Source organism: Bradyrhizobium sp. Ken64 (assembly GCF_055807555.1).
The window spans coordinates 13,678-37,943 of record NZ_JBVVPA010000014.1 but is presented as its reverse complement, the minus strand read 5'-3'; the positions used below and the strand labels follow the sequence as shown (position 1 = coordinate 37,943).

Annotated in this window: 19 protein-coding genes; 6 read left to right on the top strand and 13 right to left on the bottom strand. The window is 64.4% G+C overall.

The window, feature by feature from the left end; genetic code table 11:
* Window positions 1–138: 138 nt before the first annotated feature.
* The 4 genes from pcaG to pcaF all read right to left on the bottom strand — a co-directional run bounded on the left by pcaG (window position 139) and on the right by pcaF (window position 3,763).
* The gene (gene pcaG / locus AC0L2F_RS22320; RefSeq protein ID WP_007598143.1) at window positions 139–729 is read right to left on the bottom strand and encodes a protocatechuate 3,4-dioxygenase subunit alpha; all 591 of its coding nucleotides are present in this window, start codon (window positions 727–729) and stop codon (window positions 139–141) included.
* Window positions 730–1,431: a protocatechuate 3,4-dioxygenase subunit beta gene (gene pcaH, locus AC0L2F_RS22315; RefSeq protein WP_473249866.1), complete on the bottom strand. Its 702-nt coding sequence runs from the start codon at window positions 1,429–1,431 to the stop codon at window positions 730–732.
* A 91-nt stretch (window positions 1,432–1,522) separates the two neighbouring features.
* Window positions 1,523–2,416: a dioxygenase family protein gene (locus tag AC0L2F_RS22310; RefSeq protein ID WP_473249865.1), complete on the bottom strand. Its 894-nt coding sequence runs from the start codon at window positions 2,414–2,416 to the stop codon at window positions 1,523–1,525.
* Between the two features lie 138 nt (window positions 2,417–2,554).
* Window positions 2,555–3,763 (bottom strand): 3-oxoadipyl-CoA thiolase, encoded by a 1,209-nt coding sequence (pcaF, locus tag AC0L2F_RS22305; protein WP_473249864.1) that lies wholly within the window; start codon window positions 3,761–3,763, stop codon window positions 2,555–2,557.
* Between the two features lie 216 nt (window positions 3,764–3,979).
* On the opposite strand from pcaF, the gene mutS reads away from it, so the two are divergent.
* The gene (gene mutS, locus AC0L2F_RS22300; protein WP_473249863.1) at window positions 3,980–6,718 is read left to right on the top strand and encodes a DNA mismatch repair protein MutS; all 2,739 of its coding nucleotides are present in this window, start codon (window positions 3,980–3,982) and stop codon (window positions 6,716–6,718) included.
* 52 nt (window positions 6,719–6,770) lie between these two features.
* Here mutS and AC0L2F_RS22295 read toward each other — a convergent pair whose 3' ends face one another.
* The 6 genes from AC0L2F_RS22295 to AC0L2F_RS22270 all read right to left on the bottom strand — a co-directional run bounded on the left by AC0L2F_RS22295 (window position 6,771) and on the right by AC0L2F_RS22270 (window position 13,222).
* Complete coding sequence (locus AC0L2F_RS22295) at window positions 6,771–8,447, bottom strand: methyl-accepting chemotaxis protein (protein WP_473249862.1); 1,677 nt, start codon at window positions 8,445–8,447, stop codon at window positions 6,771–6,773.
* Between the two features lie 359 nt (window positions 8,448–8,806).
* A complete protein-coding gene (locus AC0L2F_RS22290) occupies window positions 8,807–9,616 on the bottom strand; it encodes a hypothetical protein (protein ID WP_473249861.1) in 810 nt (269 codons plus the stop codon).
* 195 nt (window positions 9,617–9,811) lie between these two features.
* Complete coding sequence (locus AC0L2F_RS22285; RefSeq protein ID WP_007615985.1) at window positions 9,812–10,321, bottom strand: OsmC family protein; 510 nt, start codon at window positions 10,319–10,321, stop codon at window positions 9,812–9,814.
* A 69-nt stretch (window positions 10,322–10,390) separates the two neighbouring features.
* On the bottom strand, window positions 10,391–11,176 hold the full coding sequence (locus AC0L2F_RS22280) for an ABC transporter ATP-binding protein (protein ID WP_007615986.1): 786 nt from the start codon (window positions 11,174–11,176) through the stop codon (window positions 10,391–10,393).
* Between the two features lie 4 nt (window positions 11,177–11,180).
* On the bottom strand, window positions 11,181–12,026 hold the full coding sequence (locus AC0L2F_RS22275) for an ABC transporter permease (RefSeq protein ID WP_473249965.1): 846 nt from the start codon (window positions 12,024–12,026) through the stop codon (window positions 11,181–11,183).
* Between the two features lie 224 nt (window positions 12,027–12,250).
* Window positions 12,251–13,222, bottom strand: a complete 972-nt coding sequence (locus tag AC0L2F_RS22270; protein ID WP_473249860.1) for an aliphatic sulfonate ABC transporter substrate-binding protein — start codon at window positions 13,220–13,222, stop codon at window positions 12,251–12,253.
* A 188-nt stretch (window positions 13,223–13,410) separates the two neighbouring features.
* Between AC0L2F_RS22270 and AC0L2F_RS22265 the strand changes: the two genes are divergently transcribed.
* Window positions 13,411–16,200 (top strand): [protein-PII] uridylyltransferase, encoded by a 2,790-nt coding sequence (locus AC0L2F_RS22265; protein ID WP_007615990.1) that lies wholly within the window; start codon window positions 13,411–13,413, stop codon window positions 16,198–16,200.
* 77 nt (window positions 16,201–16,277) lie between these two features.
* Here the strand turns inward: AC0L2F_RS22265 and AC0L2F_RS22260 are convergent, their stop codons facing one another.
* Complete coding sequence (locus AC0L2F_RS22260) at window positions 16,278–16,808, bottom strand: methylated-DNA--[protein]-cysteine S-methyltransferase (RefSeq protein WP_473249859.1); 531 nt, start codon at window positions 16,806–16,808, stop codon at window positions 16,278–16,280.
* A gap of 9 nt (window positions 16,809–16,817) precedes the next feature.
* Between AC0L2F_RS22260 and AC0L2F_RS22255 the strand changes: the two genes are divergently transcribed.
* From AC0L2F_RS22255 to AC0L2F_RS22245, 3 genes are all read left to right on the top strand, one after another.
* Window positions 16,818–17,261 (top strand): DUF1304 domain-containing protein, encoded by a 444-nt coding sequence (locus AC0L2F_RS22255; RefSeq protein ID WP_473249858.1) that lies wholly within the window; start codon window positions 16,818–16,820, stop codon window positions 17,259–17,261.
* Window positions 17,262–17,397: 136 nt separating this feature from the next.
* Window positions 17,398–18,639 carry an ABC transporter substrate-binding protein gene (locus AC0L2F_RS22250; RefSeq protein ID WP_035975290.1) on the top strand — a complete coding sequence of 414 codons (1,242 nt, stop codon included), beginning with the start codon at window positions 17,398–17,400 and terminating at the stop codon, window positions 18,637–18,639.
* Between the two features lie 233 nt (window positions 18,640–18,872).
* A complete protein-coding gene (locus AC0L2F_RS22245) occupies window positions 18,873–20,099 on the top strand; it encodes an ABC transporter substrate-binding protein (protein WP_007615994.1) in 1,227 nt (408 codons plus the stop codon).
* Between the two features lie 118 nt (window positions 20,100–20,217).
* Here AC0L2F_RS22245 and AC0L2F_RS22240 read toward each other — a convergent pair whose 3' ends face one another.
* The gene (locus tag AC0L2F_RS22240; protein ID WP_007615995.1) at window positions 20,218–20,643 is read right to left on the bottom strand and encodes a DUF1330 domain-containing protein; all 426 of its coding nucleotides are present in this window, start codon (window positions 20,641–20,643) and stop codon (window positions 20,218–20,220) included.
* A 167-nt stretch (window positions 20,644–20,810) separates the two neighbouring features.
* On the opposite strand from AC0L2F_RS22240, the gene AC0L2F_RS22235 reads away from it, so the two are divergent.
* Complete coding sequence (locus AC0L2F_RS22235) at window positions 20,811–23,024, top strand: transglycosylase domain-containing protein (RefSeq protein WP_473249857.1); 2,214 nt, start codon at window positions 20,811–20,813, stop codon at window positions 23,022–23,024.
* Window positions 23,025–23,276: 252 nt separating this feature from the next.
* Here the strand turns inward: AC0L2F_RS22235 and AC0L2F_RS22230 are convergent, their stop codons facing one another.
* Complete coding sequence (locus tag AC0L2F_RS22230) at window positions 23,277–24,116, bottom strand: M48 family metallopeptidase (RefSeq protein WP_007615997.1); 840 nt, start codon at window positions 24,114–24,116, stop codon at window positions 23,277–23,279.
* Window positions 24,117–24,266 lie beyond the last annotated feature (150 nt).

Here is a 24,266-nt window from a genome sequence, read left to right as displayed (position 1 = left end):
GCGCGGAAATTGCGCCCGCGCGAACTCCGAACAAATACGGGAAACGGCGTCAGGTGAACGGTTTCGGGCAGCGAAGCTTGAGCCCGTCCTCCGCTGTCGTCCCGGATCGGCGCTCGCCTGTCCGGGACGACGCTGGGGTCACACGTCGAAAAACACCGTTTCGTTGTCGCCCTGAAGCCGCAGGTCGAGCCGGTACACCGGCTTGCCGGCCTCGCGCACGGCCGTCAGCGTGGCACGACGGTCGGCGGGCACCACCGCCAGCACGGGATCGGCGGCATTGCCGGCCTCGTCGCTGAAATAGATGCGGGTATAAAGATGCCGCAGCATGCCGCGACCAAACACCGCAAGCAGGATATGCGGTGCCTGCGGCTTGCCGTCGGGATCGGGCACGGCGCCCGGCTTGATGGTTTCAAAGGAATAATTGCCGTCCTTGTCAGTGCCGCAGCGGGCAAAGCCACGGAAGCTCGCATTTGGCAGCGCGCGCTTGTCCTGCGGATCGGCGAAGCGCCCCTGCGCATCTGCCTGCCAGATCTCCAGCATGGCATCGGGCACGGCGACGCCATCGCCGTCGAACACGCGGCCCTCGATCCGGACACGCTCACCGGTGACGTCGGGCGTCAGGGTCGAATTGGTGAACGCATCGTTCCAGGCATACTCGCCGGTCGGCGTCAGGCCGTATTTGAAGAACGGGCCGACGGTCTGCGACGGCGTGATCCCATTGTCCTGCACTTAATGGTTCTCCACGGGGGTGGCGTTCTTGCCGCGCAGCACGATGTCAAAGCGGTAGCACAGCGCCCATTCGGGCTGGGTGTTGTCGAGATCGAACGACGACACCATCCGCGCGCGCGCCTTCTCGTCCGGCACCGAATTGAAGATCGGATCGAACGGGAATAGCGGATCGGCCGGGAAGTACATCTGCGTCACGAGACGCGTGACGAAGGAATGGCCGAACACCGAGAGATGGATGTGTGCGGGACGCCAGGCGTTGTGATGGTTGCCCCAGGGATAGGCGCCAGGCTTGATCGTGACAAAGCGATAGTAACCGGAGGCGTCGCTCACGGTGCGGCCGGCGCCCGTAAAGTTCGGATCGAGCGGCGCCGGATGCTGGTCGCGGACGTGAACATAACGGCCGCAGGAATTGGCCTGCCAGATCTCGACCAGCGAACTCGGCACGCCGCGGCCGTCCTCGTCGCGCACATGGCCGTGCACAATGATGCGTTCGCCGAGCGGCTCGCCGGTGTGTTGGGTGGTGAGGTCGTTGTCGCCCTCGCGCACGGTCTCGTGGCCGTAGACCGGGCCGGTCAGCTCCGACAGCGTATGGCGCATCGGGATCAAGGGCTTGTTCGGCGCGCGCTTGATCGAGCTCTTGTACTCGGGCGACAGCGGCAGCGGATGCGCCGTGTTGCTCTCGACGGGATAGATGAATGTCATTGGCGAACTCCTCCCCGGCCCTTTTCCGACCGGTCAACGTTTCCGCCAATCATTATAGGATATAACTAATTGGGGGAAGCGGCTTTGAGCCCTATTTGATCGGCGGACGCGGCAGGACGGCCTCGCCGGCTTCGAGCCGGTAGACATGGTCGAGCGAATACCAGGGCGTCGCGACGTCGCGCCCGGTTGGGTGTGGTGTGTCATGGCGCAGGAACTTGCCGAGCAGCGCCTTGGTCACGCCGAACTGCACGTCGCTATCGATATGCGGATCGGCGGGGTCGTAGACCTGCGAGATCAGCACCTTGAATCCGGGTTTGAAAACCAACGCATGCAGGTGCGCGGGACGATAGGGATGCCGGCTCTGCGCCTCCAGGAGACGGCCAACCACGCCGTCGGTCGGAATGGGATAGCCGACCATCATCACGGAGCGGAACGAGAAGGCTCCGTCCTGGTCGGTCGTAAACTTGCCGCGCAGGTTCATGTCGGCCTGCTCGGGGTCCTGGTTTTCATAGAGACCAACCGGCGACGCGTGCCAGACGTCGACCTCGGCGCCGGCGACAGCACGGCCGTCCTTGTCCACGACGCGGCCGTTGACGAACAGCGGCGCGCCAGGGGTCTCGGAGCGAACGATCGATCCGCCATTTTCCACCCGCGGCGAGTTCAGCCGCCAGAATGGTCCGAGCAGCGACTGGTCGGTTTCCGTGTTACCCTGATCACCATTGTTCAGCAGGCACACCAGCGGCGAGACGCCGAGCGAGCCTGCCATCAGCACGACCTCGTTGTGCGTGTCGGTCGAGAGCTTGCCGAGTTCGGCGATAACAGCCGTGGCGTCGCGGAATTCCTTCTCGGTCAGGCGAACGTCGCGAACGAAACCGTGCAGATGCTTGACCAGGGAGACCATGATCTGACGCAGCCGGGGATCGGATGTCCGCTGCATCACCGCCAATGCCGCGGCCGTGACGTCCTGCTCGCCCGCGATGATCATGGCGCTACTTTCTCCCTGTCATTCCGGGATGGTCCGAAGGACCAGACCTCAGGTGCGCCATTGCGCACTGGGGAATCTCGAGATCCCGGGTTCGGTGCAAGTGCACCGCCCCGGGATGCCCGAACGCTGCGCATCCGGTCAGTTCAGCTTCTCGATCGCGACAGCCACGCCCTGACCGACGCCGACGCACATGGTGGCGAGCGCCAGCTTGCCGCCGCGCTTTTCCATGCCGTGCACCGCGGTGAGCGCGAGGCGCGCGCCGCTCATGCCGAGGGGATGACCGAGCGCGATCGCACCGCCATGCGGATTGACGAAATCGGCATCGTCGGCAACGCCGAGCTGGCGCATGCAGGCGATACCCTGCGAGGCGAACGCTTCGTTGAGCTCGATCAGGTCGAAATCGCTGATCTTCTTGCCGAGACGCGCCATCAGCTTGCGGGTGGCCGGCACCGGGCCGATGCCCATGATGCGCGGCGGCACGCCGGCCGAGGCGAGGCCGAGGATGCGCGCGCGGGGCGTCAGGCCGTGCTTCTTCACGGCGGCCTCGGACGCCAGGATCATTGCGGCGGCGCCGTCGTTGACGCCGGAGGCGTTGCCGGCGGTCACCGTGCCGGGATTGCGCACGATCGGCCTGAGCTTGGTCAGCGCTTCCAGCGTGGTCTCGGGGCGCGGATGCTCGTCCTTGTCGACGATGACAGGGCCGGCCTTGCCGCCCGGAATGGTGATCGGGGTGATTTCTTCGGCGAAATAGCCGGCCGCGATCGCGGCGCCCGCGCGCTGCTGCGAGCGGATCGCGAACGCGTCCTGATCGGCGCGGGAGACCTGGAATTCCTCGGCGACATTCTCGCCGGTCTCGGGCATCGCGTCGACGCCATACTGCGCCTTCAGCAGCGGATTGATGAAGCGCCAGCCGATCGTGGTGTCGAAGATCTCAGCCGAACGCGAGAACGCTTCCTGCGCCTTGCCCATCACGAAGGGCGCGCGCGTCATGGATTCGACGCCGCCGGCAATCGCAAGCTCGATCTCGCCGGAGCGGATGGCGCGGCCGGCCGCACCGACCGCATCGAGGCCGGAGGCACAGAGCCGGTTCAGGGTCTGGCCCGGAACCGAATCCGGCAGGCCCGCAAGCAGGAGCGCCATGCGTGCCACGTTGCGGTTGTCCTCGCCGGCCTGGTTGGCACAGCCGAAGAAGACCTCGTCGACCTCAGCCCAATCAAGATTGGGGTGCTTGGCCATCAGAGCCTTGATCGGGGCCGCCGCCAGGTCGTCGGCACGCACCTTGGCGAGCGAGCCGCCAAAGCGGCCGATGGGGGTCCGCACGGCATCGCAGATAAAGACGTCACGCATCGTTGTTCTCCCTGAATGCCGCGATCCGGCCTAAATTCTTCAATGTCGACGGAGTTTTAGGAGGGCGCCCGCGGCAGGTCAATTGACCGATGCGCGCGTGTTCCGAGGGGTGCGCACGCGAGTTGCGCATGCCGCGCTGCGGACAACGTGGAAAACCTCCCCTCCGCGGCCAAAGCGATAGGAGCGCGGAGTGAAATTTTGTAGGTTGCGCCGCCCATGACAATGCAACAACCGATCCCTGTACCGCCCCCCGACGATACGCCCGCGCCGCAGGCGGAAGCTGCCGCGCGCGTGACCCCGATGATGGAACAGTACCTTGAAATCAAGGCGGCGCATCAGGGTCTCTTGCTGTTCTACCGGATGGGCGACTTTTACGAACTGTTCTTCGAGGACGCAGAGATCGCCTCCAGGACACTCGGCATCGTCCTGACCAAGCGCGGCAAACATCAGGGCGCCGATATCCCGATGTGCGGCGTGCCGGTCGAGCGCTCCGAGGATTATCTGCACCGGCTGATCACCGCCGGCCACCGGGTCGCGGTGTGCGAGCAGACCGAGGATCCCGCCGCCGCCAGGGCGCGCGGCAACAAGAGCGTCGTGCGCCGCGGCGTGGTGCGCCTGGTCACGCCGGGCACGCTGACCGAGGACACGCTGCTCGACGCGCGCGCCAACAATTACCTGCTGGCGCTCGCGCGCGCGCGCTCATCGGCGGGCGGTGACCGCTTCGGCCTCGCCTGGATCGACATCTCGACCGCCGAGTTCACGGTGACGGAATGTTCGGGCGGCGAACTCGCCGCGACGCTGGCGCGCATCAATCCGAACGAGGTGATCGTCACCGACGCGCTCTATAACGATAGCGAGCTCGGACAAACCCTGCGCGAGCTGCCGGCGGTGACGCCGCTAACCCGTGACGTCTTCGACGGCGCCACCGCCGAGAAGCGGCTGTGCGACTATTTTGCCGTCGCGACCATGGACGGACTGTCGCAGCTCACGCGGCTGGAAGCCACTGCTGCCGCCGCCGCCGTCACCTATGTTGACCGCACCCAAGTCGGCAAGCATCCGCCGCTGTCGCCGCCAGCGCGCGAAGCCTCGGGTGCGACCATGGCGATCGATCCGGCGACGCGCGCCAATCTCGAACTGACGCGGACGCTGGCCGGCGAACGCCGCGGCTCGCTACTCGATGCGATCGACAGCACGGTGACCTCCGCCGGCTCGCGCCTGCTGGCGCAGCGGCTTGCCGCGCCGCTGACCGATGCGGCGGCGATTGCGCGGCGGCTCGATGCCATCGGCAGCTTCGTTGCCGACTCCGCCGCGCGCGAGGACATCCGCAGCATCCTGCGCGGCGCCCCGGACATGTCGCGGGCGCTGGCCCGTATCTCCGTCGGCCGTGGCGGGCCACGCGACCTCGCCGGCCTGCGCGACGGCATCATCGCCGCCGACCAGGTGCTGACGCGGCTTGATGAACTCGACCAGCCGCCGCAGGAGATCGCCGTGGTGATGGCGGCGCTGCAAAGGCCATCGCGCGGGCTCGCGGCGGAATTCGCCAAGGCGCTCGACGATCAACTGCCCCTGATCAAGCGTGACGGCGGGTTCGTTCGCCAGGGCTATGAGCCTGCGCTGGACGAAACGCGAAACCTGCGCGACGCCTCGCGCCTGGTGGTCGCCTCGATGCAGGCACGCTACGCCGACAACACGGGTGTGAAGGGTCTCAAAATCCGGCACAACAACGTGCTCGGCTATTTCGTCGAGGTCACCGCGCAGCACGGCGACAAGCTGATGTCGGCGCCGCTGAACGCAACCTTCATCCACCGTCAGACGCTGGCCGGCCAAGTCCGCTTCACCACCTCGGAACTCGGGGAGATCGAAGCCAAGATCGCCAATGCCGGCGACCGCGCACTCGGGCTCGAGCTCGAAATTTTCGAGCGGCTCTGCGCCAAGGCGTTGGCAATCAGCGAGGAGCTGCGCGCCGCCGCCCACGCCTTTGCGCTGCTCGACGTCGCGACGTCGCTTGCCAAGCTGGCGATCGACGAGAACTATGTGCGGCCCGAGGTGGACTCGTCTCTCGGCTTTGCCATCGAGGCCGGCCGCCATCCCGTCGTCGAGCAGGCCTTGAAGCGCAATGGCGAGCCGTTCATCGCCAATGCCTGCGATCTCTCGCCAGGCCCTGCGCAAAACTCCGGCCAGCTCTGGTTGCTGACCGGTCCGAACATGGCCGGTAAATCGACCTTCCTGCGCCAGAACGCGCTGATTGCTCTTCTTGCTCAAATCGGAAGTTTCGTGCCGGCGACACGCGCGCGGATCGGCATCATCGACCGCCTGTTCTCGCGTGTCGGCGCCGCCGACGATCTCGCCCGCGGCCGTTCCACCTTCATGGTCGAGATGGTCGAGACCGCCGCGATCCTGAACCAGGCCGGCGAGCGCGCGCTCGTGATCCTCGATGAAATCGGCCGCGGCACCGCGACCTTCGACGGTCTCTCGATCGCCTGGGCCGCAATCGAGCACCTGCACGAGAGCAACCGCTGCCGTACGCTGTTCGCGACGCATTATCACGAGCTGACGGCGCTCTCTGCCAAACTGCCGCGGATGTTCAACGCGACCGTGCGAGTGAAGGAATGGCAGGGCAACGTCGTGTTCCTGCACGAGGTGTTGCCGGGTTCGGCCGATCGCTCTTACGGCATTCAGGTCGCCAAGCTCGCGGGCCTGCCGCCGGCCGTGATCACGCGCGCCAAATCGGTACTGGCGAAGCTGGAAGCCCAGGACCGCGGTCAGACCGCGCGCGCGCTCGCCGACGATCTGCCGCTGTTCGCAGTGCCCTCGCGCGCCGCCGCAGAAGCCGCTCCGCCGAGCGAGGCCGAACTGCTGATGGCCGCGGTGAAGGCGCTGCATCCGGACGAGATGTCGCCACGCGAAGCGCTCGATGCGCTGTATGCCTTGAAGGCCAAGCTGCCGAAGCAGTGAAGGTGCCGTAGGGTGGCTTACGCTGCGCTAATCCACCCTACGCCTCTGACCGTTACGCCCTCGCCGCGATCGCCGCCGCTTCTGCGGCGGCGCGCTGCATGCTGGTCGACATCTCGTTGGTCACCGTGCTCTGCTCTTCGATTGCCGCGGCCGTCGACGTCACATATTCGCTGACGTTGCTGATGGCCGTCTTGATCGAGCCGAGCGCGCTCACGACGTCGCCGGAGATGCCGTTGAGACTGCCGATCTCGGCACCAATCTTGTCGGTGGCCTGCTTGGCCTGATTGGCGAGGCTCTTCACTTCGGAAGCGACCACCGCGAAGCCGCGGCCGGCTTCGCCGGCGCGGGCGGATTCGATCGTGGCGTTGAGTGCCAGCAGATTGATCTGCCCGGTGATGTTGTTGATGAGCTCGACGATCCCGCTCATCGCCAGCGCCGCTTCAGTGAGGCGCTGGGCCTGGGCATCAGCGGACGCGACCTGCTCCACCGCACTCATCGCCGTCTCGCGCGATTTGGTCATGGCCTCGGAAATCTCCCGCACCGAGGCGTTCAGTTCCTCCGAACCCGCGGCGACCGATTCCATCATGCCGCGGACACGCTCGTTGCCCATGCGGACCAGCACCTGCTTCGTGACATCGGTCGCATATTTCACGACCTTGAACGGCTTGCCGTTGAGATCCATGATCGGGTTGTAGGAGGCCTGGATATAGACCTCCCTGCCGCCCTTGCCGAGACGCTTGTATTCGGCCGCCTGGTACTGACCGCGGTTGAGCGCCGCCCAGAACTCGCGATAGCCATTGCCATCGCGCTCCGACGGCTCGACGAACATGCTGTGGTGCTTGCCCTTGATCTCGGCCAGCGAATAGCCGAGCGCGCCGAGGAAATTGGGGTTGGCGGTGATGATCGTACCGTCCATGTTGAACTCGATCACCGCCTGCGCCTTGTCGATCGCCGCGATCTGGCCCGCAAGGTCGGCATTCTTCAGCTTCTCCGTCGTGACGTCGGTCGCGAACTTGGCGACGCCGAAGGGCTTGCCGTTCTCATCGAGTAGCGGATTGTAGGAGGCGAGAATCCAGACCTCGCGGCCGCCCTTGCCGATGCGCTTGAACTCGCCAGCCTGGTATTCGCCGCGGTTGAGCTTGGCCCAGAACTCGCGATAGGCCGCGCCGTCGCGCTCGGCCTGGGGCACGAAGAGGCTGTGATGCTTGCCCTGGATCTCGGCCAGCGAATAGCCAAGCGCGTTGCAGAAATTCTCGTTGGCCGTGACGATGGTGCCATCGAGCTTGAACTCGATCACGGCCTGGGCGCGACCGATAGCGGCGATCTTCGAAGCGTCCGTCATGCTCCGGATCTTCTTCTCGGTGATTTCGGTCGCAATCTTGGCGACCATCACCGTCTTGCCGTCGCCGTCGAGCACCGGATTGTAGGATGCTTCGATCCAGATCTCACGGCCGCCCTTTGCGATCCGCTTGAACTCGCTTGCCTGATACTCGCCGCGGTTCAATGCAGCCCAGAACGCCTTGTACTCGGCGCTGTCGCGCTGATCGGCCGGCATGAACATCGCATGCTTCTTTCCCTTGATTTCGTCGAGGGAATAGCCGAGGGCATTCAAGAAATTTTCGTTGGCGTTCAGGATCGTGCCGTCCATGGCAAACTCGATCATGGCCTGCGAGCGCCCGATGGCTGCGAGCTGAGCGTCCGCGTCGTTGCGGGACTTGCGACCAAACATGGGAATCTCCAAATCATGAAATTGCGTAACGGGGATCAGGGGCGTGACGGCGGCAACACGTGCCGAATTCCACTCGAAAATTCCGCCGGTAAAACTCGCATTGCGAAGACCGAGGCGGGTACGCAAATCCATTCGTACGGGAAAAAGTCGAATAAAGTTCTAACGGATTTTTGGAGATCGACAGGCAAAAGGAGCAACTTAGCACTGCACGAACGTGCGCTCGCACGCGGCAGCTGCCATCGCGTCGCTTGAAATGAGACTTGTTGTTCAACACGTTGCGGAAGACGGACGCGCTGTTGGTGCAAACAGGTTTCACCGGAGGAGGCCGTTCGCGACTCGATATCGCACTATCCGTAGTGTCACGGTGCTTGTCGCGCCTTGTGCAACGTACGCCGCCCGATCCCCCACAGCGTAAGGTTCCAAACGATGCACGTGGCGAGTGCAAGGCCAAGACCGATGGCGGAGCCGAACCACGTCACCGCGACGTGCAACACGGCGATCGCCATTCCGAATCCGAGCAGGCCCCAGGCCGAATTGGCCAGCACCGCGGCGGTCGGCGGACCGCCGATGCGCGGATGCAGGATCACCATGATGCTGGTGAACACCACCGGATACAGCGCGATGATGCCGCTGATCCGGGGACCGACCCAGCTCGAGGTCGAGACGACGATCGCGACGAGGGTCGCGACCAGTGCAGCCCGCATCGGCACGTCATACCAGCGCCGCGTCACCAGTGGCATCTTCACGTGGCGATAGCCCGCGAGCAGCGGAATGCAGATGCCGAACGCGATCAGATTGGCGGCGAGCCCGGCGGTGAGCGGCCAGTCGAACTGCTTGATGATCGATGCGAACACGATCCAGACCGCGACCGCGCTTCCGCAACTCACCAGAAGGCTGCGCCGCTGTGCCAGCACCACATAGGTGACGCACATGAAGATCGTCGCTGCATTGACCGGCAAGCTCGACAGCGCGCCCTGTGCGATGAAGGCGGCATCGTGGTCGAGCGCGAGGAAGACGTAGGATGGTCCGGCCGAAACCGGCAAGGTCGCGACCAGCGCGCCGATCACCGGCCCTGAGCGCTCGGTGATGATCGACGCCGTCACGACGAACGCCGCCGCAACCATCATGCGCAGAACGAGGATGAGAAAGAAGTGGAGCTCGGGGGGCATTTTTTCTTCGTCGTTCTGGACAAGCGAACGGAGTGAGCGCCGATCCAGGACCCATAACCACAGGCTTCGCTGTGTTAGACGGTCTTAGTCGCCAGTATCGCGACACAATCGGCGTCGGGGATAATGGATCCTGGCTCCAGTGCGCAGTTGCGCACAAGGCCAGGACGACACCGATTGTTGGACTGCGGTCGCGCCTTACATCCGCTGCATCGAGACCGAGACCTTCGGGCCGTTCTTGATGGTCTGATAGACCACGCAATAGCGCTCGGTGAGCTTGAGCAGCAGGTCGAGCTTGTCTTGCGGCGCGTCAGTGTCGACGTCGAAGCGCAGACGGATCTCGGCGAAACCGACGGGGGTCTCCTTGTCGACGCCGAGCGTGCCGCGGAAATCGAGATCGCCCTCGGCGTAAACGTTGCCGGTCTTCAGGGGCACCTCGATCGCGGTCGCGACCGATTTCAGCGTGACGCCGGCGCAGGCGACCAGCGCCTCGAGCAGCATGTCGCCGGAGCAGAGCTCGAGGCCGGAGCCGCCGGTCCCGGGATGCAGGCCGGCCATTGCGATGGCGCGGCCGGTCTCGACCTTGCAGGCGATGCCTTCGCTGTCGGTCGAGCCCTTGGCCTTCAACGTGATCATCGCGGTCTTGGGATCGGTCTTGTAGCGCTCCTTGATCGGGGCCTGCATCTGGCGCAGTGCTGCGGCGTCCATTTTGTCTCTCCCGGGAAAATCGTTTCTACGAAGTACCGGCTTGCGATGTACCGGCTCAGAGAGAAATTGTCACCACCACATGGCCTGACCGGGACCCTGGGTTGCGTCACGGTCGGGCACGCTGCGGTCGAGCGAACGGTCGAGTGACGTCAGCACACTTCGCTTGAAATTCTCGAACAGCGGCGAATTGCGGTCGCGTGGCCGGCCCAGATTGATCTCGATCTGGTCGAACAGCCGGCCCGGCCGCGGCCGCATCACCAGCACGCGGTCAGCCAGCACCACGGCCTCGTCGACGTCATGGGTGACGAGGATGAGCGTCGGCCGCGTGTCGGCCCAGAGATCGAGCAGATGATCCTGGAGGTCCCTGCGGGTGAAGGCGTCGAGCGCCGAGAACGGCTCGTCGAGCAAGAGCACCTCGGGCTGCGGCACCAGTGCGCGGGCGATCGCGACGCGCTGTGCCTGCCCGCCGGAGAGCTCGCGCGGCCAGGCCTGCGCTTTCTCGGCGAGCCCGACACGCTCGAGCGCACGCGCCACCTTCTCACGCCGCTCGGTCGCGGGCCCATCGGCAAGACCAAAGCCGATATTATCGGCGACGCTGAGCCAGGGCAGCAGGCGCGGCTCCTGGAAGATGATGCCGATCTTGGCATGCGGCGAGGCGATCGCCTCGTTGTCCAGCGTCACCGTGCCCGAGCTTGCGCGGTCGAGGCCCGCAATGGCGCGCAGCAGCGTGGACTTGCCGCAGCCCGAGCCGCCAATGATGGCGACGATCTCGCCTTGCCTGATCTCGGCGGAAAAGCGCGCCAGCGCCTGCACGCCGTTGGGATAGGTCTTGCTGACCCGGTCGAGCGCCAGCATCGCCTTATGCTCCCGTCGTACGCCCGAAGGCGTCCTGCCAGCGCAGGAAGGGCGCGGCCGCAATCTCGATCAACCAATCCGTAAGCTTGCCAAGGATCGCGAAGATCACGATGGCGGCGAGGATCTGCGCGGGCTTGCCGAGCTGTTGGCCATCGAGCAGGAGATAGCCGAGGCCTTCGGACGCGCCGATCAGCTCGGCCGCCACCACGAACATCCAGCCCAGACCAAGTCCGACGCGCAAGGACACGACATAGGCCGGCAGCACCGCGGGCAGCAGGATACGGCGGATCATGGCAGGTCCGGAGAGACGGAAGGTGCGACCAACTTCGACGATCTTGCGATCGACGATGAGGATCGCGCCCATCACGCCGAGATAGACCGGGAAGAACACGCCGACCGCGATCAGCGCGATCTTCGAGGTCTCGAAGATGCCGAGCCAGAGGATGAACAGCGGCACCCAGGCCAGCGATGGAATTGCGCGCAGCGCCTGCACGGTCGGATCGAGCAGCCGCCGCGCCAGCGACCAATAGCCGGATATGGCGCCGAGCAACGTGCCCGCGACCACGCCGAACGCGAAGCCGAGGCCGACACGCCACAGCGTTGCGGCGATGTGACGGAACAGTTCGCCGGAGCGGGCAAGGTCAGCGATGGTGGCGAACACGCGCGAGGGCGGCGGCACCAGCCGGCCGTTGGACCAGCCGAACCAGACCAGGAACTCCCAACCGAGCGCGAGGGTGAGCGGCAGCAACACACCCAGCAATGGACGCGCATAACGCGACAACCACGAAGGCGCAGCGGCGCTTTCGGCCGGTTCCGTGGTCTGTTGCAGGACTGGCGCGTCGGAGATCATGGCGGGTAGGAAGCGCGTCTGGTTAGGGATTGCAAGAGCGCGCGGCATTCTCAGCCGTCGTCCCGGACAGCGCAGCGGAGCGCAGATCCGGGACCCATAACCACAGGGAGAAGTGGTTACGGGGACTCGGAGTTAGCCTTGGCCCCAAACTGCTTCCTGTGGTTATGGGTCCCGGGCTCGCTTCGCGCCCCGGGACGACACCGGAGTTTGCCGCGCGCCCGCCTTTAATTCGTCGGCAGCGGGACCTGATCGTCGATCAACGCATCCAGCGTCGCCTTCACATCGACCTTGGCGTCGACGACGCCGGCCTGTTGCAGGGCGAGGCCCGCGGCGAGGATCGATTCGCGCTGCGGTGCGCCGATGCGGCTGTGGGTAAGCTCGGTGCGCTCCTTGAGCTGCTTGTCGACGACAGGCTCAGGCAGCTTGGTCACGGCGATGAAGGTCTTCTTGAGCTCGTCGTAATTCGCCAGCGAATACTTTCGCGCTTCCTCGTAAACGGCGAGCACGCGGCGGGCGGCGTCCGGATGGTCTTTCAAAAACTGCTCGCGCACATTGAGGATGCCCCAAGTGTTGGCGTCGGCCTTGCGGTAGAACAGTTTCGCGCCGTCCTCGACCTCGACCTGCGCCATCATCGGATCGAGCCCGGCCCACGCATCGACGTCGCCGCGGATCAGCGCGGTCTTGCCGTCGGCGTGCTGGAGCAGCACCGGCGTGATGTCCTTTTCGGTGAGACCTGCGCCAAGTAGCGCGCGCACCAGGAAGATGTGCGGATCGGTGCCGCGCGTCACCGCGACGCGCTTGCCCTTGAGGGCGGCCACATCAGCGATCTTGGAATCCTTTGATGTCACCAACGCCGTCCATTCGGGACGCGAATAGACGTAGATCGACTTGATCGGGTTGCCGTTGATACGTGCAACCAGCGCCGCCGAGCCCGCGGTCGAGCCGAAGTCGATCGAGCCCGCATTGAGGAATTCGAGCGCCTTGTTGGAGCCGGCGGACTGCACCCAGGTGACGGTGACGCCGTCCTTGGCGAACTCCTTTTCCAGGAGCCCTTTCTGCTTCAGGACCATCGACACCGGATTATAGGTCGCCCAGTCGATACGGATTTCCTTGAGCGGATCCGCCGCCCGTGCCGCCGGGGACACGGCAAGAGCGACCGCTCCCGCCAAAAGTATCCGTCGTGTAATTCTGGTCATGCCCGGCCTCCTCCAAAACTTCATTGTTTTTCAATGAGTTATATCTAGAGGTCAACGAGAAAATCCACCCCTCGAAAGCGCGCCGGCTGAGAACAGCTTTGCCCAAAGCCGCACGTTTCCAGCATGGAACGACTATTGCGAGAGAATGGCGGGTGACAGCGCCTGCCGCCTCTTATATCCGGTGAGACATGGACAGCGTCGCAACTGAGCACAAGGCCGAGGTGGACGATCGCTTCGACACCGCGCGGATCACCGCCGCGGTCGATGCGCTTGCCGAGAAGCACCAGGGACGCGAGGACGCGTTCCGCACCGCCATGGCGCAACTGCTCAAGGCCGAGCTGATTGCGTCGCGCGCCGCGGCACAGACGATCCTGCTGAAGGACCGCCACGGCCGACGCTGCGCCGAGCGGCTGTGCCACGTGCAGGACGAGATCATCCGCATCCTGTATTCGGCCGCGACCCGCCATCTCTACCGCTCGCCGATCCCGAGCGGTGCCGAGCGCATGGCAGTGGTGGCGACCGGCGGCTATGGCCGCGGCCTGATGGCTCCCGAGTCCGACATCGACCTGCTCTTCATCCTGCCCTACAAGCAGACCGCCTGGGGCGAGCAGGTCGCGGAGGCCATTCTCTATTGTCTGTGGGACATGGGGCTGAAGGTCGGTCACGCCACGCGCTCGGTCGACGAGTCGATCCGGCAGGCACGAGGCGACATGACCATCCGCACCGCGATCCTGGAGACGCGCTTCCTCACCGGCGACCGGCCGCTCTATGACGAGCTGGTCGCCCGCTTCGACAAGGAGGTCGTGCAAGGCACTGCGTCCGAATTCGTCACCGCGAAACTCGCCGAGCGTGAGGAGCGGCATCGCCGCGGCGGCCAATCGCGTTATCTGGTCGAACCCAACGTCAAGGACGGCAAGGGTGCCCTGCGCGACCTGCACACGCTGTTCTGGATCGCGAAGTACGTCTACCGCGTGAGCGACACCGACGAGCTGGTCGACCGCGGCGTCTTCGACGCGCAGGAATACCGTACCTTCCGCCGCTGCGCCGACTTCCTCTGGTCGGTGCGCTGCAACCTGCACTTCCACTCCGGCCGCGCCGAAGAGCGGCTCTCCTTCGACCTTCAGCGCGAGATCGCGGTCCGGCTCGGCTACACCTCGCATCCCGGCATGCAGGACGTCGAGCGCTTCATGAAGCACTACTTCCTGGTCGCCAAGGAAGTCGGCAACCTCACCGCCATTCTCTGCGCCAAGCTCGAGGACCAGCAGGCCAAGCCCGCGCCGGTGCTGAGCCGGATGATGGCGCGGCTGCGCCCCACCGCGGTGAAGCGGCGGGTTCCCGACAGCGACGACTTCATCGTCGACAACAACCGCATCAACGTCGCCGCACCCGACGTCTTCAAGCACGATCCGGTCAATTTGATCCGCATCTTCCGCCTGGCGCAGAAGAACAATCTCGCCTTCCACCCGGACGCGATGCGCGACGTGACGCGCTCGCTTGGCCTGATCAACGCGCAGATGCGCGAGAATCCCGAAGCCAACCGGCTGTTCATGGAGATCCTGACGTCCGACAACGCGGAAATCGTGCTGCGGCGGATGAACGAGACCGGCGTGCTCGGCCATTTCATCCGCGCCTTCGGCAAGATCGTCTCGATGATGCAGTTCAACATGTATCATCACTACACCGTCGACGAGCATTTGATCCGCTGCGTCGGCTTCCTCCAGGACATCGAGCGCGGCGGCATCGAGGAATTCGCGGTGGCGAGCGACCTGATGCGCAAGATCCGGCCGGAGCATCGCTCCGTGATCTACATTGCGACGCTGCTGCACGACGTCGCCAAGGGCCGGCCCGAGGATCACTCGATCGCCGGCGCCAAGGTGGCGCGACGGCTCTGCCCGCGGCTCGGCTTCAGTCCGGCCGATACCGAGCTCGTGGCCTGGCTGATCGAGGAGCATCTGACTATGTCCACGGTCGCACAGTCGCGCGATCTCTCCGACCGCAAGACCATCGAAAATTTCGCCGCCGTGGTGCAGTCGGTCGAGCAGATGAAGCTCTTGACGATCCTGACCACCGCGGACATCCGCGGCGTCGGCCCGGGCGTGTGGAACGGCTGGAAGGCGCAGCTCTTGCGCTCCCTCTACTACGAGACCGAACCGGTGCTGACCGGCGGCTTCTCGGAGGTCGACCGCGGCAAGCGCCTCACGGCCGCATACGCCGAATTCCGTAACGCCTTCGCGGAATGGCCGGCGGAAGAGCTCGACGCCTATATCGGCCGGCACTATCCGGCCTATTGGCTCAAGGTCGAGCTGCCGCGCAAGATCCGCCACGCGCGCTTCGTCCGTGCCAGCGAGCAGGCCGGCCACAAGCTTGCGATCAATGTCGGCTTCGACGAGGTGCGTGGCGTCACCGAGCTGACCATCTTCGCCGCCGACCATCCCTGGCTGCTGTCGATCATCGCGGGCGCCTGTGCCTCGGCCGGCGCCAACATCGTCGATGCCCAGATCTACACCACGACCGACGGCCGCGCGCTCGACACGATCTCGATCTCCAGGGAATACGACCGCGACGAGGACGAGGGACGGCGCGCCACGCGGATCGGCGAGATGATCGAGGACGTGCTGGAAGGCAAGCTGCGTCTGCCCGAAGTGGTGGCGCGGCGCACCGTGCGCGGCAAGGCGCGGCCGTTCGTGATCGAGCCGGAAGTGACCATCAACAACCAATGGTCAGACCGCTACACGGTGATCGAAATGTCCGGCCTCGACCGGCCCGGGCTGCTCTACGAGCTGACCACCGCGATCTCGAAGCTCAACCTCAACATCGCCTCGGCCCATGTCGCGACCTTCGGCGAGCGCGCCCGCGACGTGTTCTACGTCACCGACCTCCTGGGCGCACAGATCAGCGCGCCGACGCGGCAATCCGCGATCAAGAGCGCGCTGACCCACGTGATGGCGGGCGACAAGGCGGTTCAGCCAGCGGCGTGAGGACGGCTGCGCGCCTCTCCTCTCGTCATTCCGGGGCGCCGCGCAGCGGCGAACCCGGAATGACGACAGGCGGATATCTAGACCGCCACGCCTTCATGCCGCAGCAGCCAGCGCTTGCGCTCGAGGCCGCCGCCATACTTCACCAGAGAACCATCGGCGCCGATCAGGCGGTGGCACGGCAGCACCACGCTGATCGGGTTAGAGCCGTTGGCATGGCCGACGGCACGGATGGCCTTGGGCATGTCGATCCTGGCGGCAAGCGCGCCGTAACTCATCGTGGTGCCGGCAGGGATTTGCGCCAACGCATTCCAGACCTTCTGCTGGAATGGCGTGCCGGCGATGCGCCAGGCGATGCCTGAGAGCTGGCCGAGATCGCCGTCGAAATAGTCCGACAGCGCAGTCCGCATGGCTGCTGGCGCGGGCTGGTCATTCAGCTCCACCACACCGTAGTGCAGCCGCAAGAGCTCGCGCATGCGGTGCTCGTAATCCTCCCAGTCGAGCGCGCGCAAGGCGCCCGCGGCGTCGGTGACCAGCAGCGCAATCCCGATCGGCGTCTCCAGCCGATCGAGGCCAAAGCTTACAGGTGGTTTGGTCAGTCGCGCGGGCATTGCGGCACCATGGCATCGAAACACGCCATCGCACTTGCCACGCCCGCCGTGCTAGCGTCCACCCGAAAGCTGACGCTGGGGGAGCTCAACTTGATCTGGATCGCGAATATCCTGGTGGCGCTGGTCGCCGCACTGCACGCTTACTTCCTGATCCTGGAGATGTTTCTCTGGGAAAAGCCGCAGGGCCTGAAGGTTTTCCGCAACACGCAGGAGAAGGCAGCGATCACAAAGGTGCTGGCCGCCAACCAGGGGCTCTATAATGGCTTCCTGGCCGCAGGCCTGGTCTGGGGGCTGGTGCACGGCAATCCGGCCTTCGCGTTCCAGATCAAGGCGTTCTTCCTGCTCTGCGTGATCGTGGCCGGCGCTTATGGCGCAGCGACCGTCAGCACGCGCATCCTGATGGTGCAGGCGCTGCCGGCTGCGCTCGCGCTGTTAACGTTGTTCCTGACCTGAGACGCCATAGCGCGGCGCCGCGCTCCTTGCGCGTCGCCTGCCGTTCCTCCACAATCTCCGACAGCGATGGCGACCGTTGGCAATCAACGGGACAAGACCGTCGGTCGGAAAATTCCGTCAGGAGGAACAACCCCACATGAGCAATCGCAGAGCCTTCATCACTGCCACGGCGGCGCTCGCCTTCGCGTTCTCCGCCAACCAAGCCTTCGTCAGTGAAGCCCTCGCCCAGAAGAAATACGACACCGGCGCGAGCGACACCGAGATCAAGATCGGCCAGACCGTGCCGTTCTCCGGGCCCTATTCCGTCTACGCCAATATCGGAAAGACCCAGGCCGCCTACTTCAAGATGATCAACGATCAGGGCGGCATCAACGGCCGCAAGATCAATCTGATCCAGTATGACGATGCCTATTCGCCACCGAAGACGGTCGAGCAGGTGCGCAAGCTCGTCGAAGGCGACGAGGTGCTGTTCACCTTCCAGATCATCGGCACGGCCGCGAACGCCGCCGTACAAAAATATCTCAACGGCAAGAAGATCCCGCAGCTGCTGGCCTCGACGGGCGCCGCGCGCTTCAACGATCCGCAGAACTATCCCTGGACCATCGCCTATAATCCCAACTACGTGTCCGAGGGACGCATCTACGCCAAGTACATTCTCAAGGAGCATCCGAACGCCAAGATCGGCGTGCTCTACCAGAACGACGACATGGGCCGCGACTATCTCGCGGGCCTCAAGAGCGGTCTCGGCGACAAGGCCGCCGGCATGATCGTCGGCGAGGTGTCCTACGAGGTCACGGATCCGACGGTGGACTCGCAGGTGGTCAAACTGAAATCGTTGGGCGCCGATCTTTTCTATGATGCCTCGACACCCAAGTTCGCGGCGCAGGCGATCAAGAAAGTCGCCGAGCTCGGCTGGACGCCGGTGCACATTCTCGACATCAACGCGAGCCCGATCTCGGCGACGCTGAAGCCGGCCGGCCTCGACATCTCCAAGGGCATTATCTCGACCCAATACGGCAAGGAGCCCGGCGATCCCCAGTGGAAGGACGATCCGGGCGTGAAAGCCTTCTTCGCCTTCATGGACAAGTATTTCCCCGAAGGCGACAAGCTAAATACCGTCAACACCTACGCTTATTCAGTTGCCGAATTGCTGACGCAAGTGCTGAAACAGTGCGGTGACGACCTGTCGCGTGAGAACGTGATGAAGCAGGTCGCCAACATCAAGGACTTCACCCCGAGCTTCGCGCTGCCCGGCATCAAGATCAACACCGGGCCGAACGACTACCGCGTCAACAAGCAGATGCAGATGATGAAGTTCAACGGCGAACGCTGGGAGCTGTTCGGCCCGATCATGGAGGATGCGGGTCCAGCGGGTTAGTCTCTGGGTAGGGTGGGTTAGCGCAGCGTAACCCACCTCTTTGATTTCCGCGGAAACAGAAGTGGTGGGTTACGCCCGGCGGACTGCGCTTTGCGCAGCCGCAGGGCTAACCCACCCTACGAACGCGCACCTTGCCCTGCGGCAATCGTTCCTCCACACTCGCCCGCAGCGATGGCATCGGACGCACAGTGCGCCCGGCAGACCGTCGGAAACAACAAACCGAGGAAATGCGAATGAGGAATGGAATTCTGCATCTGGCCACGGCAACGGCGCTGACCCTGGCGCTGTCGGTCTCGGCGGCCAATGCCCAGAAGAAATATGATCCGGGCGCCAGCGATACCGAGATCAAGGTCGGCCAGACGATGCCGTTTTCTGGACCGGCGTCGGCCTATTCGTCGATCGGCAAGACCCAGGCCGCCTATTTCAAGATGATCAACGACCAGGGCGGCGTCAACGGCCGCAAGATCAATCTGATCCAGTATGACGACGCCTACTCGCCGCCGAAAGCCGTGGAGCAGATTCGCAAGCTCGTCGAGAGCGACGAGGTCCTGCTGACCTTCCAGATCATCGGCACGCCGGTGAACGCAGCCGTGCAGAAATATCTCAATTCGAAGAAGGTGCCGCAACTGTTCGCGGCGACCGGAGCCTCGAGGTTCACGGATCCGAAGAACTTTCCGTGGACGATGGGCTTCAACCCCAACTACTTCGTCGAAGGCCGCATCTACGGACAGTACATCCTGAAAGAGCATCCGAACGCCAAGATCGGCGTGCTCTATCAGAACGACGACCTCGGCAAGGACTATCTGAACGGCATCAAGGCCGGCCTCGGCGACAAGGCTGCCAAGATGATCGTGACTGAAGCTTCCTACGAAGTCTCCGATCCGACTGTCGACTCGCAGATCCTCAAGATCAAGGATGCCGGCGCTGATTTGTTCTTCAGCGCCACCACGCCGAAGCAGGCGGCCCAGGCGATCAAGAAGATCGCCGAGATGGGCTGGCATCCCGTTCAGATCGTCGACATCAACGCCACCTCGGTCGGCGCGGTGCTGAAGCCGGCCGGCCTCGACGCCGCCAAGGGCCTGATCAGCGTCAATTACGGCAAGGAACCGCTCGACCCGACCTGGAAGGACGATGCCGGCCTCAAGAGGTATTTCGACTTCATGGCCAAGTATTATCCGGATGGGGACAAGGACTCGAACTTCAACACCTACGGCTACAGCACGGCGCAGCTGCTGGTCCATGTGCTGAAGCAGTGCGGTGACGACCTGACGCGCGAGAACGTGATGAAGCAGGCCGCGTCGCTGAAGGACGTGACCAGCGACACCGCGCTGCCCGGCATCAAGGCCAACACCTCACCGACCGACTACCGCGTCAACAAGCAGCTTCAGATGATGAAGTTCAACGGCGAACGCTGGGAGCTGTTCGGCCCGATCATCGAGGATGCGAGTCCGGCGGGTTAGTTCTGCACGGTCATTCCGGGCTGGCGCGCGAGCGCCAGACCCGGAATCTCGAGATTCTCAGGTGCGCAATTGCGCACCTGAGTTCGATGCTTTCGCATCGCCCCGGAATGACGTGGCTCTACTCCGGTATCTCGCCAAAGTTCTTCCCCACCGGCAGCACCGCATGCCGAATAAGCCGTGAATCCTCCACCGCGGCCTGCCTGTGCTTCACCGCTTCGCGATAGACGGGATCGCGGATCATCTCGACGAAGGCGGCGACGCTTGGGTATTCGGCGATGAAGCAATGGTCCCAGCGCTCAGTCTCGGGGCCGATCAGCATCAGCTCGAATTTGCCCTGCCAGACGATGCGGCCGCCGAGGCGTTCGAACACCGGCCCGCTCTCGCGGCCATAGGCCGCATAGGCTTCCGCGCCGCTTGCCTTGCGGCCGTCGGGATAGGCCGCCTCCTTGCGCAAGCGCACCAGGTTGAGCATGTGGATCGGACCGGGGCGGTCGTTGTCCCGGAACTGCGCGAAAATCTCCTTGGTCGGATCGATGTGGCCCATCTGAGTTCCCTGTTGTTTTATGCGGGCGATCCTAGCTCTGCCGACTGCCTAGCGGAACTGCGGCCAGCGAATGCCGCACCTCCTAATCGCGCGTTAAGCTCTGGGTAACCGGGCCTTAAACAGCGACCGCTAGCGTGCGGCGGGGCGAGCTGACCGGGCGTTTGCGTATGGGGTTGGGAAAGAAAAAGAGTGGGCGCAAGGAGCCGCTGTTCGGCTTGCCTGCAGCACTCGCCGATCTGCGCCTGACCGCGGCCGACCGGATTCCCGGCGGTGACGACAAGCCGAAGAAATCAACGAAATCATCCGCCAAGCGCAAGCGCGAGGATGCCGGCGACGAGCCGCCGCGCGAGCGGAAGGCGCCAGCCGGCCGCGGCAGTGCCAAGCGGCGATCGAAGTCGCGCATCGGCGCTGGTCTCGGTCGCCTGGTCTATTGGGGCGCGGTGCTGGGCCTGTGGGGCGCGATCGCCGTGATCGGCGTCGTGATCTGGGTCGGCGCTCATCTGCCGCCGATCCAGTCGCTGGAAATCCCCAAGCGGCCACCGACGATCCAGATCGTCGGCATCGACGGCAGCATGCTGGCGCAGCGCGGCGAGATGGCCGGCGCCAACGTCTCGCTGAAAGATTTGCCGCAATATCTGCCCAAGGCGTTCATCGCCATTGAGGACCGCCGCTTCTATTCGCATTTCGGCATCGATCCCGTCGGCATCCTGCGCGCGCTCGTCACCAACGTGCTCCATCGCGGCGTGTCGCAGGGCGGCTCGACACTGACGCAGCAATTGGCGAAAAACCTGTTCCTGACCCAGGAGCGCACCATGGCGCGCAAGCTGCAGGAAGCGGAGCTCGCGATCTGGCTGGAGCGCAAGCATTCCAAGAACGAGATCTTGGAGCTCTATCTCAACCGCGTCTATTTCGGCTCCGGCGCCTACGGCGTCGAAGCTGCCGCGCAAAGGTATTTCGGCAAGTCGGCCAAGAACGTCACTGTCGCGGAGGCCGCGATGCTGGCGGGCCTCGTCAAATCGCCGTCAAGGCTCGCGCCGAACCGAAATCCCGAGGGCGCAGAAGCGCGCGCGAAAATCGTGCTCACGGCGATGGCGGATGCCAAATTCATCACCGAGGCGCAGGCGCAGGCCTCGATCGGCCAACCCTCCTACAATGTGAAGCCGGTCGGCGCCGGCACGATCAATTACGTCGCCGACTGGATCGGCGAGGTGCTGGACGATCTGGTCGGCCAGATCGACGAGAGCATCAAAGTCGAGACCACGATCGATCCGAAGCTCCAGAGCGTGGCGGAAGCCGCCATCATCGACGAGCTCGCGGCCAAGAGCGTGAAGTTCAATGTCAGCCAGGGCGCGCTGGTGGCGATGACGCCTGACGGCGCAGTGCGCGCCATGGTCGGCGGCCGGAACTATTCCGAGAGCCAGTACAACCGCGCGGTCACCGCCAGGCGCCAGCCGGGCTCCTCGTTCAAGCCATTCGTGTACCTGACCGCGCTCGAGCAGGGACTGACGCCGGACACGCTCCGCCAGGACGCGCCGATCGAGGTCAAGGGCTGGAAGCCTGAGAACTACACCCACGAATATTTCGGCGCGGTGACGCTGACCCAGGCGCTCGCGATGTCGCTCAACACGGTCGCCATCCGCCTCGGCCTCGAGGTCGGGCCGAAGAATGTGGTGCGCACCGCGCACCGGCTCGGCATCACCTCGAAGCTCGAGCCCAACGCCTCGATCGCGCTCGGCACCTCCGAAGTCTCGATGGTCGAGCTGGTCGGCGCCTATGCACCTTTCGCCAATGGCGGCTTCGCGGCGACGCCGCATGTCGTCACCCGGATCAGGACGCTCAGTGGCAAGCTGCTCTACATGCGCCAGGCGGACGAGCACAACCAGGTGGTCGACCCGCGCTATGTCGGCATGATGAACGCGATGATGCGGGAAACGCTGATCAGCGGCACCGCCAAGAAGGCGGAGATCCCGGGCTGGCCGGCGGCCGGCAAGACCGGCACCAGCCAGGACTACCGCGACGCCTGGTTCATCGGCTACACCGCCAACCTCGTCACCGGCGTGTGGCTCGGCAATGACGACAACTCGCCGACCAAGAAGGCGACCGGCGGCGGCTTGCCGGTCGAAGTCTGGTCGCGCTTCATGAAGACGGCGCACGAGGGCGTGCCGGTGGCAGCCTTGCCGAGCTTGCAAGGCAGCTGGGGCCTGTCGAATCTCGCGCAGGCGGCATCGCAGGTGTCGCCGCCGACAGCGGCAGCGCCCGCACCGGCACCTGTCAACAACGGCGGCTATCGCCCGCCCCCCACGCGCGCCAATGCGCGACCGGAAGCAGCGGCAGGACTCGATGGCTGGCTGATGGACCGGCTGTTCGGCGGAAATCGCTAGGTTCTGCTTGAGGTCGCGATGACCTCAAAACAAAAACTGCGAAAACAACCCCATGCACAGTAGCCGAGGATAACGAAATCAACGGCTTGCGCGGGCAGCAAAGACGCTTGAAGTGCGCGCTGGGCTTTCATTCCCCGCGAAAGCGGGAAATCCAGTACGCCGCGGCTTCTCGATCAATCACTAAGGCCTCTGGAATACTGGATCGCCCGCTTTCGCGGGCGATGACAGCGTCACATGAGGCACCAACGAGCCCTAATCCTCGACCCCGTAGCGGTGCAAATCGTTGCCGTACGTATCGAGCCACTTCTTGGCGCGCTCCATCGATGGGCAGACCTTGCCGCAGACGCGCCAGAATCGCGCCGAGTGGTTCATCTCGACGAGATGGGCGACCTCGTGGGCGGCGAGATAGTCGAGCACGTAAGGCGGCGCGAGGATCAGGCGCCAGGAGAACGACAGCGAGCCGGCCGAGGTGCAGGAGCCCCAGCGGCTGGATTGATCGCGGATCGAGAGCCGCTTGACCTTGACGCCGAGCTCGACGGCGTAGGATTCCGCCGCACGCTGAAGATCGCGACGCGCCTCGCGCTTGAGGAAGTCGCTGACGCGACGGTCGGCATGCTCGACGCCGCCGGCGACGCAGAGAATGCGTTCACCGCTATCGCGCACTTCCGTCCACACCGTACCGCGAGTGCCGGCGCGATGAACGATGCGATGGGAAACGCCGCGAAGCGGTATCACTGTGCCAGGCTGGAACGGCGCGGCCTTCGGCAAACGGCCGAGACGTGCCGCGATCCATGCGCCGTGGCGCTGCGCGAAGTCTTTTGCTTCGGCGAGCGTGCCGCGCGGCGGCATGGTGAGGATGGCTTCGCGATCGCTCGGATGAATTCTGAGCGTGTAACGACGCGCGCGGCGATGCCGGCGCAGCCGAATCGCAAAATATTGCGATCCATGGGTGATCAGGAGGGTCTTCGGCTCGTGGGGCCGCCGATAGAGGAGTGCGCGAGTGGCCATGTCTGTCAGTCCGGGGGGCAGGAGAGCGCCCGGATTCTGCCATAACCGCCGCCAGGGAAAGCGCTCGGCGCAAAAACAAATCATTTGCCCAATATACAGGGGTCTGGGGCCCGGGAGACCCTACAGACTGGGGTCGGAACCGGCTTTTTTCGCCCCCGTCAGGCGCATGCGGCACCCCCAAGGGGTGAGGATAGACTCACTCCTACAAAGCTACCTAAATACCGCGAATCTGGC

Excerpts from the sequence above, each read along its gene's own strand:
- AC0L2F_RS22260 (WP_473249859.1), bottom strand. The coding sequence starts at position 16,808 with ATGCCCGCGCGACTGACCAAACCACCTGTAAGCTTTGGCCTCGATCGG.
- AC0L2F_RS22250 (WP_035975290.1), top strand. The coding sequence starts at position 17,398 with ATGAGCAATCGCAGAGCCTTCATCACTGCCACGGCGGCGCTCGCCTTC.
- AC0L2F_RS22240 (WP_007615995.1), bottom strand. The coding sequence starts at position 20,643 with ATGGGCCACATCGATCCGACCAAGGAGATTTTCGCGCAGTTCCGGGAC.
- AC0L2F_RS22235 (WP_473249857.1), top strand. The coding sequence starts at position 20,811 with ATGGGGTTGGGAAAGAAAAAGAGTGGGCGCAAGGAGCCGCTGTTCGGC.
- AC0L2F_RS22280 (WP_007615986.1), bottom strand. The coding sequence starts at position 11,176 with ATGCTGGCGCTCGACCGGGTCAGCAAGACCTATCCCAACGGCGTGCAG.
- AC0L2F_RS22270 (WP_473249860.1), bottom strand. The coding sequence starts at position 13,222 with ATGACCAGAATTACACGACGGATACTTTTGGCGGGAGCGGTCGCTCTT.
- AC0L2F_RS22295 (WP_473249862.1), bottom strand. The coding sequence starts at position 8,447 with ATGTTTGGTCGCAAGTCCCGCAACGACGCGGACGCTCAGCTCGCAGCC.
- pcaF (WP_473249864.1), bottom strand. The coding sequence starts at position 3,763 with ATGCGTGACGTCTTTATCTGCGATGCCGTGCGGACCCCCATCGGCCGC.
- AC0L2F_RS22310 (WP_473249865.1), bottom strand. The coding sequence starts at position 2,416 with ATGATCATCGCGGGCGAGCAGGACGTCACGGCCGCGGCATTGGCGGTG.
- mutS (WP_473249863.1), top strand. The coding sequence starts at position 3,980 with ATGACAATGCAACAACCGATCCCTGTACCGCCCCCCGACGATACGCCC.
- AC0L2F_RS22265 (WP_007615990.1), top strand. The coding sequence starts at position 13,411 with ATGGACAGCGTCGCAACTGAGCACAAGGCCGAGGTGGACGATCGCTTC.
- AC0L2F_RS22230 (WP_007615997.1), bottom strand. The coding sequence starts at position 24,116 with ATGATTTGTTTTTGCGCCGAGCGCTTTCCCTGGCGGCGGTTATGGCAG.
- AC0L2F_RS22285 (WP_007615985.1), bottom strand. The coding sequence starts at position 10,321 with ATGGACGCCGCAGCACTGCGCCAGATGCAGGCCCCGATCAAGGAGCGC.
- AC0L2F_RS22255 (WP_473249858.1), top strand. The coding sequence starts at position 16,818 with ATGGCATCGAAACACGCCATCGCACTTGCCACGCCCGCCGTGCTAGCG.
- AC0L2F_RS22245 (WP_007615994.1), top strand. The coding sequence starts at position 18,873 with ATGAGGAATGGAATTCTGCATCTGGCCACGGCAACGGCGCTGACCCTG.
- AC0L2F_RS22290 (WP_473249861.1), bottom strand. The coding sequence starts at position 9,616 with ATGCCCCCCGAGCTCCACTTCTTTCTCATCCTCGTTCTGCGCATGATG.
- AC0L2F_RS22275 (WP_473249965.1), bottom strand. The coding sequence starts at position 12,026 with ATGATCTCCGACGCGCCAGTCCTGCAACAGACCACGGAACCGGCCGAA.
- pcaH (WP_473249866.1), bottom strand. The coding sequence starts at position 1,431 with ATGACATTCATCTATCCCGTCGAGAGCAACACGGCGCATCCGCTGCCG.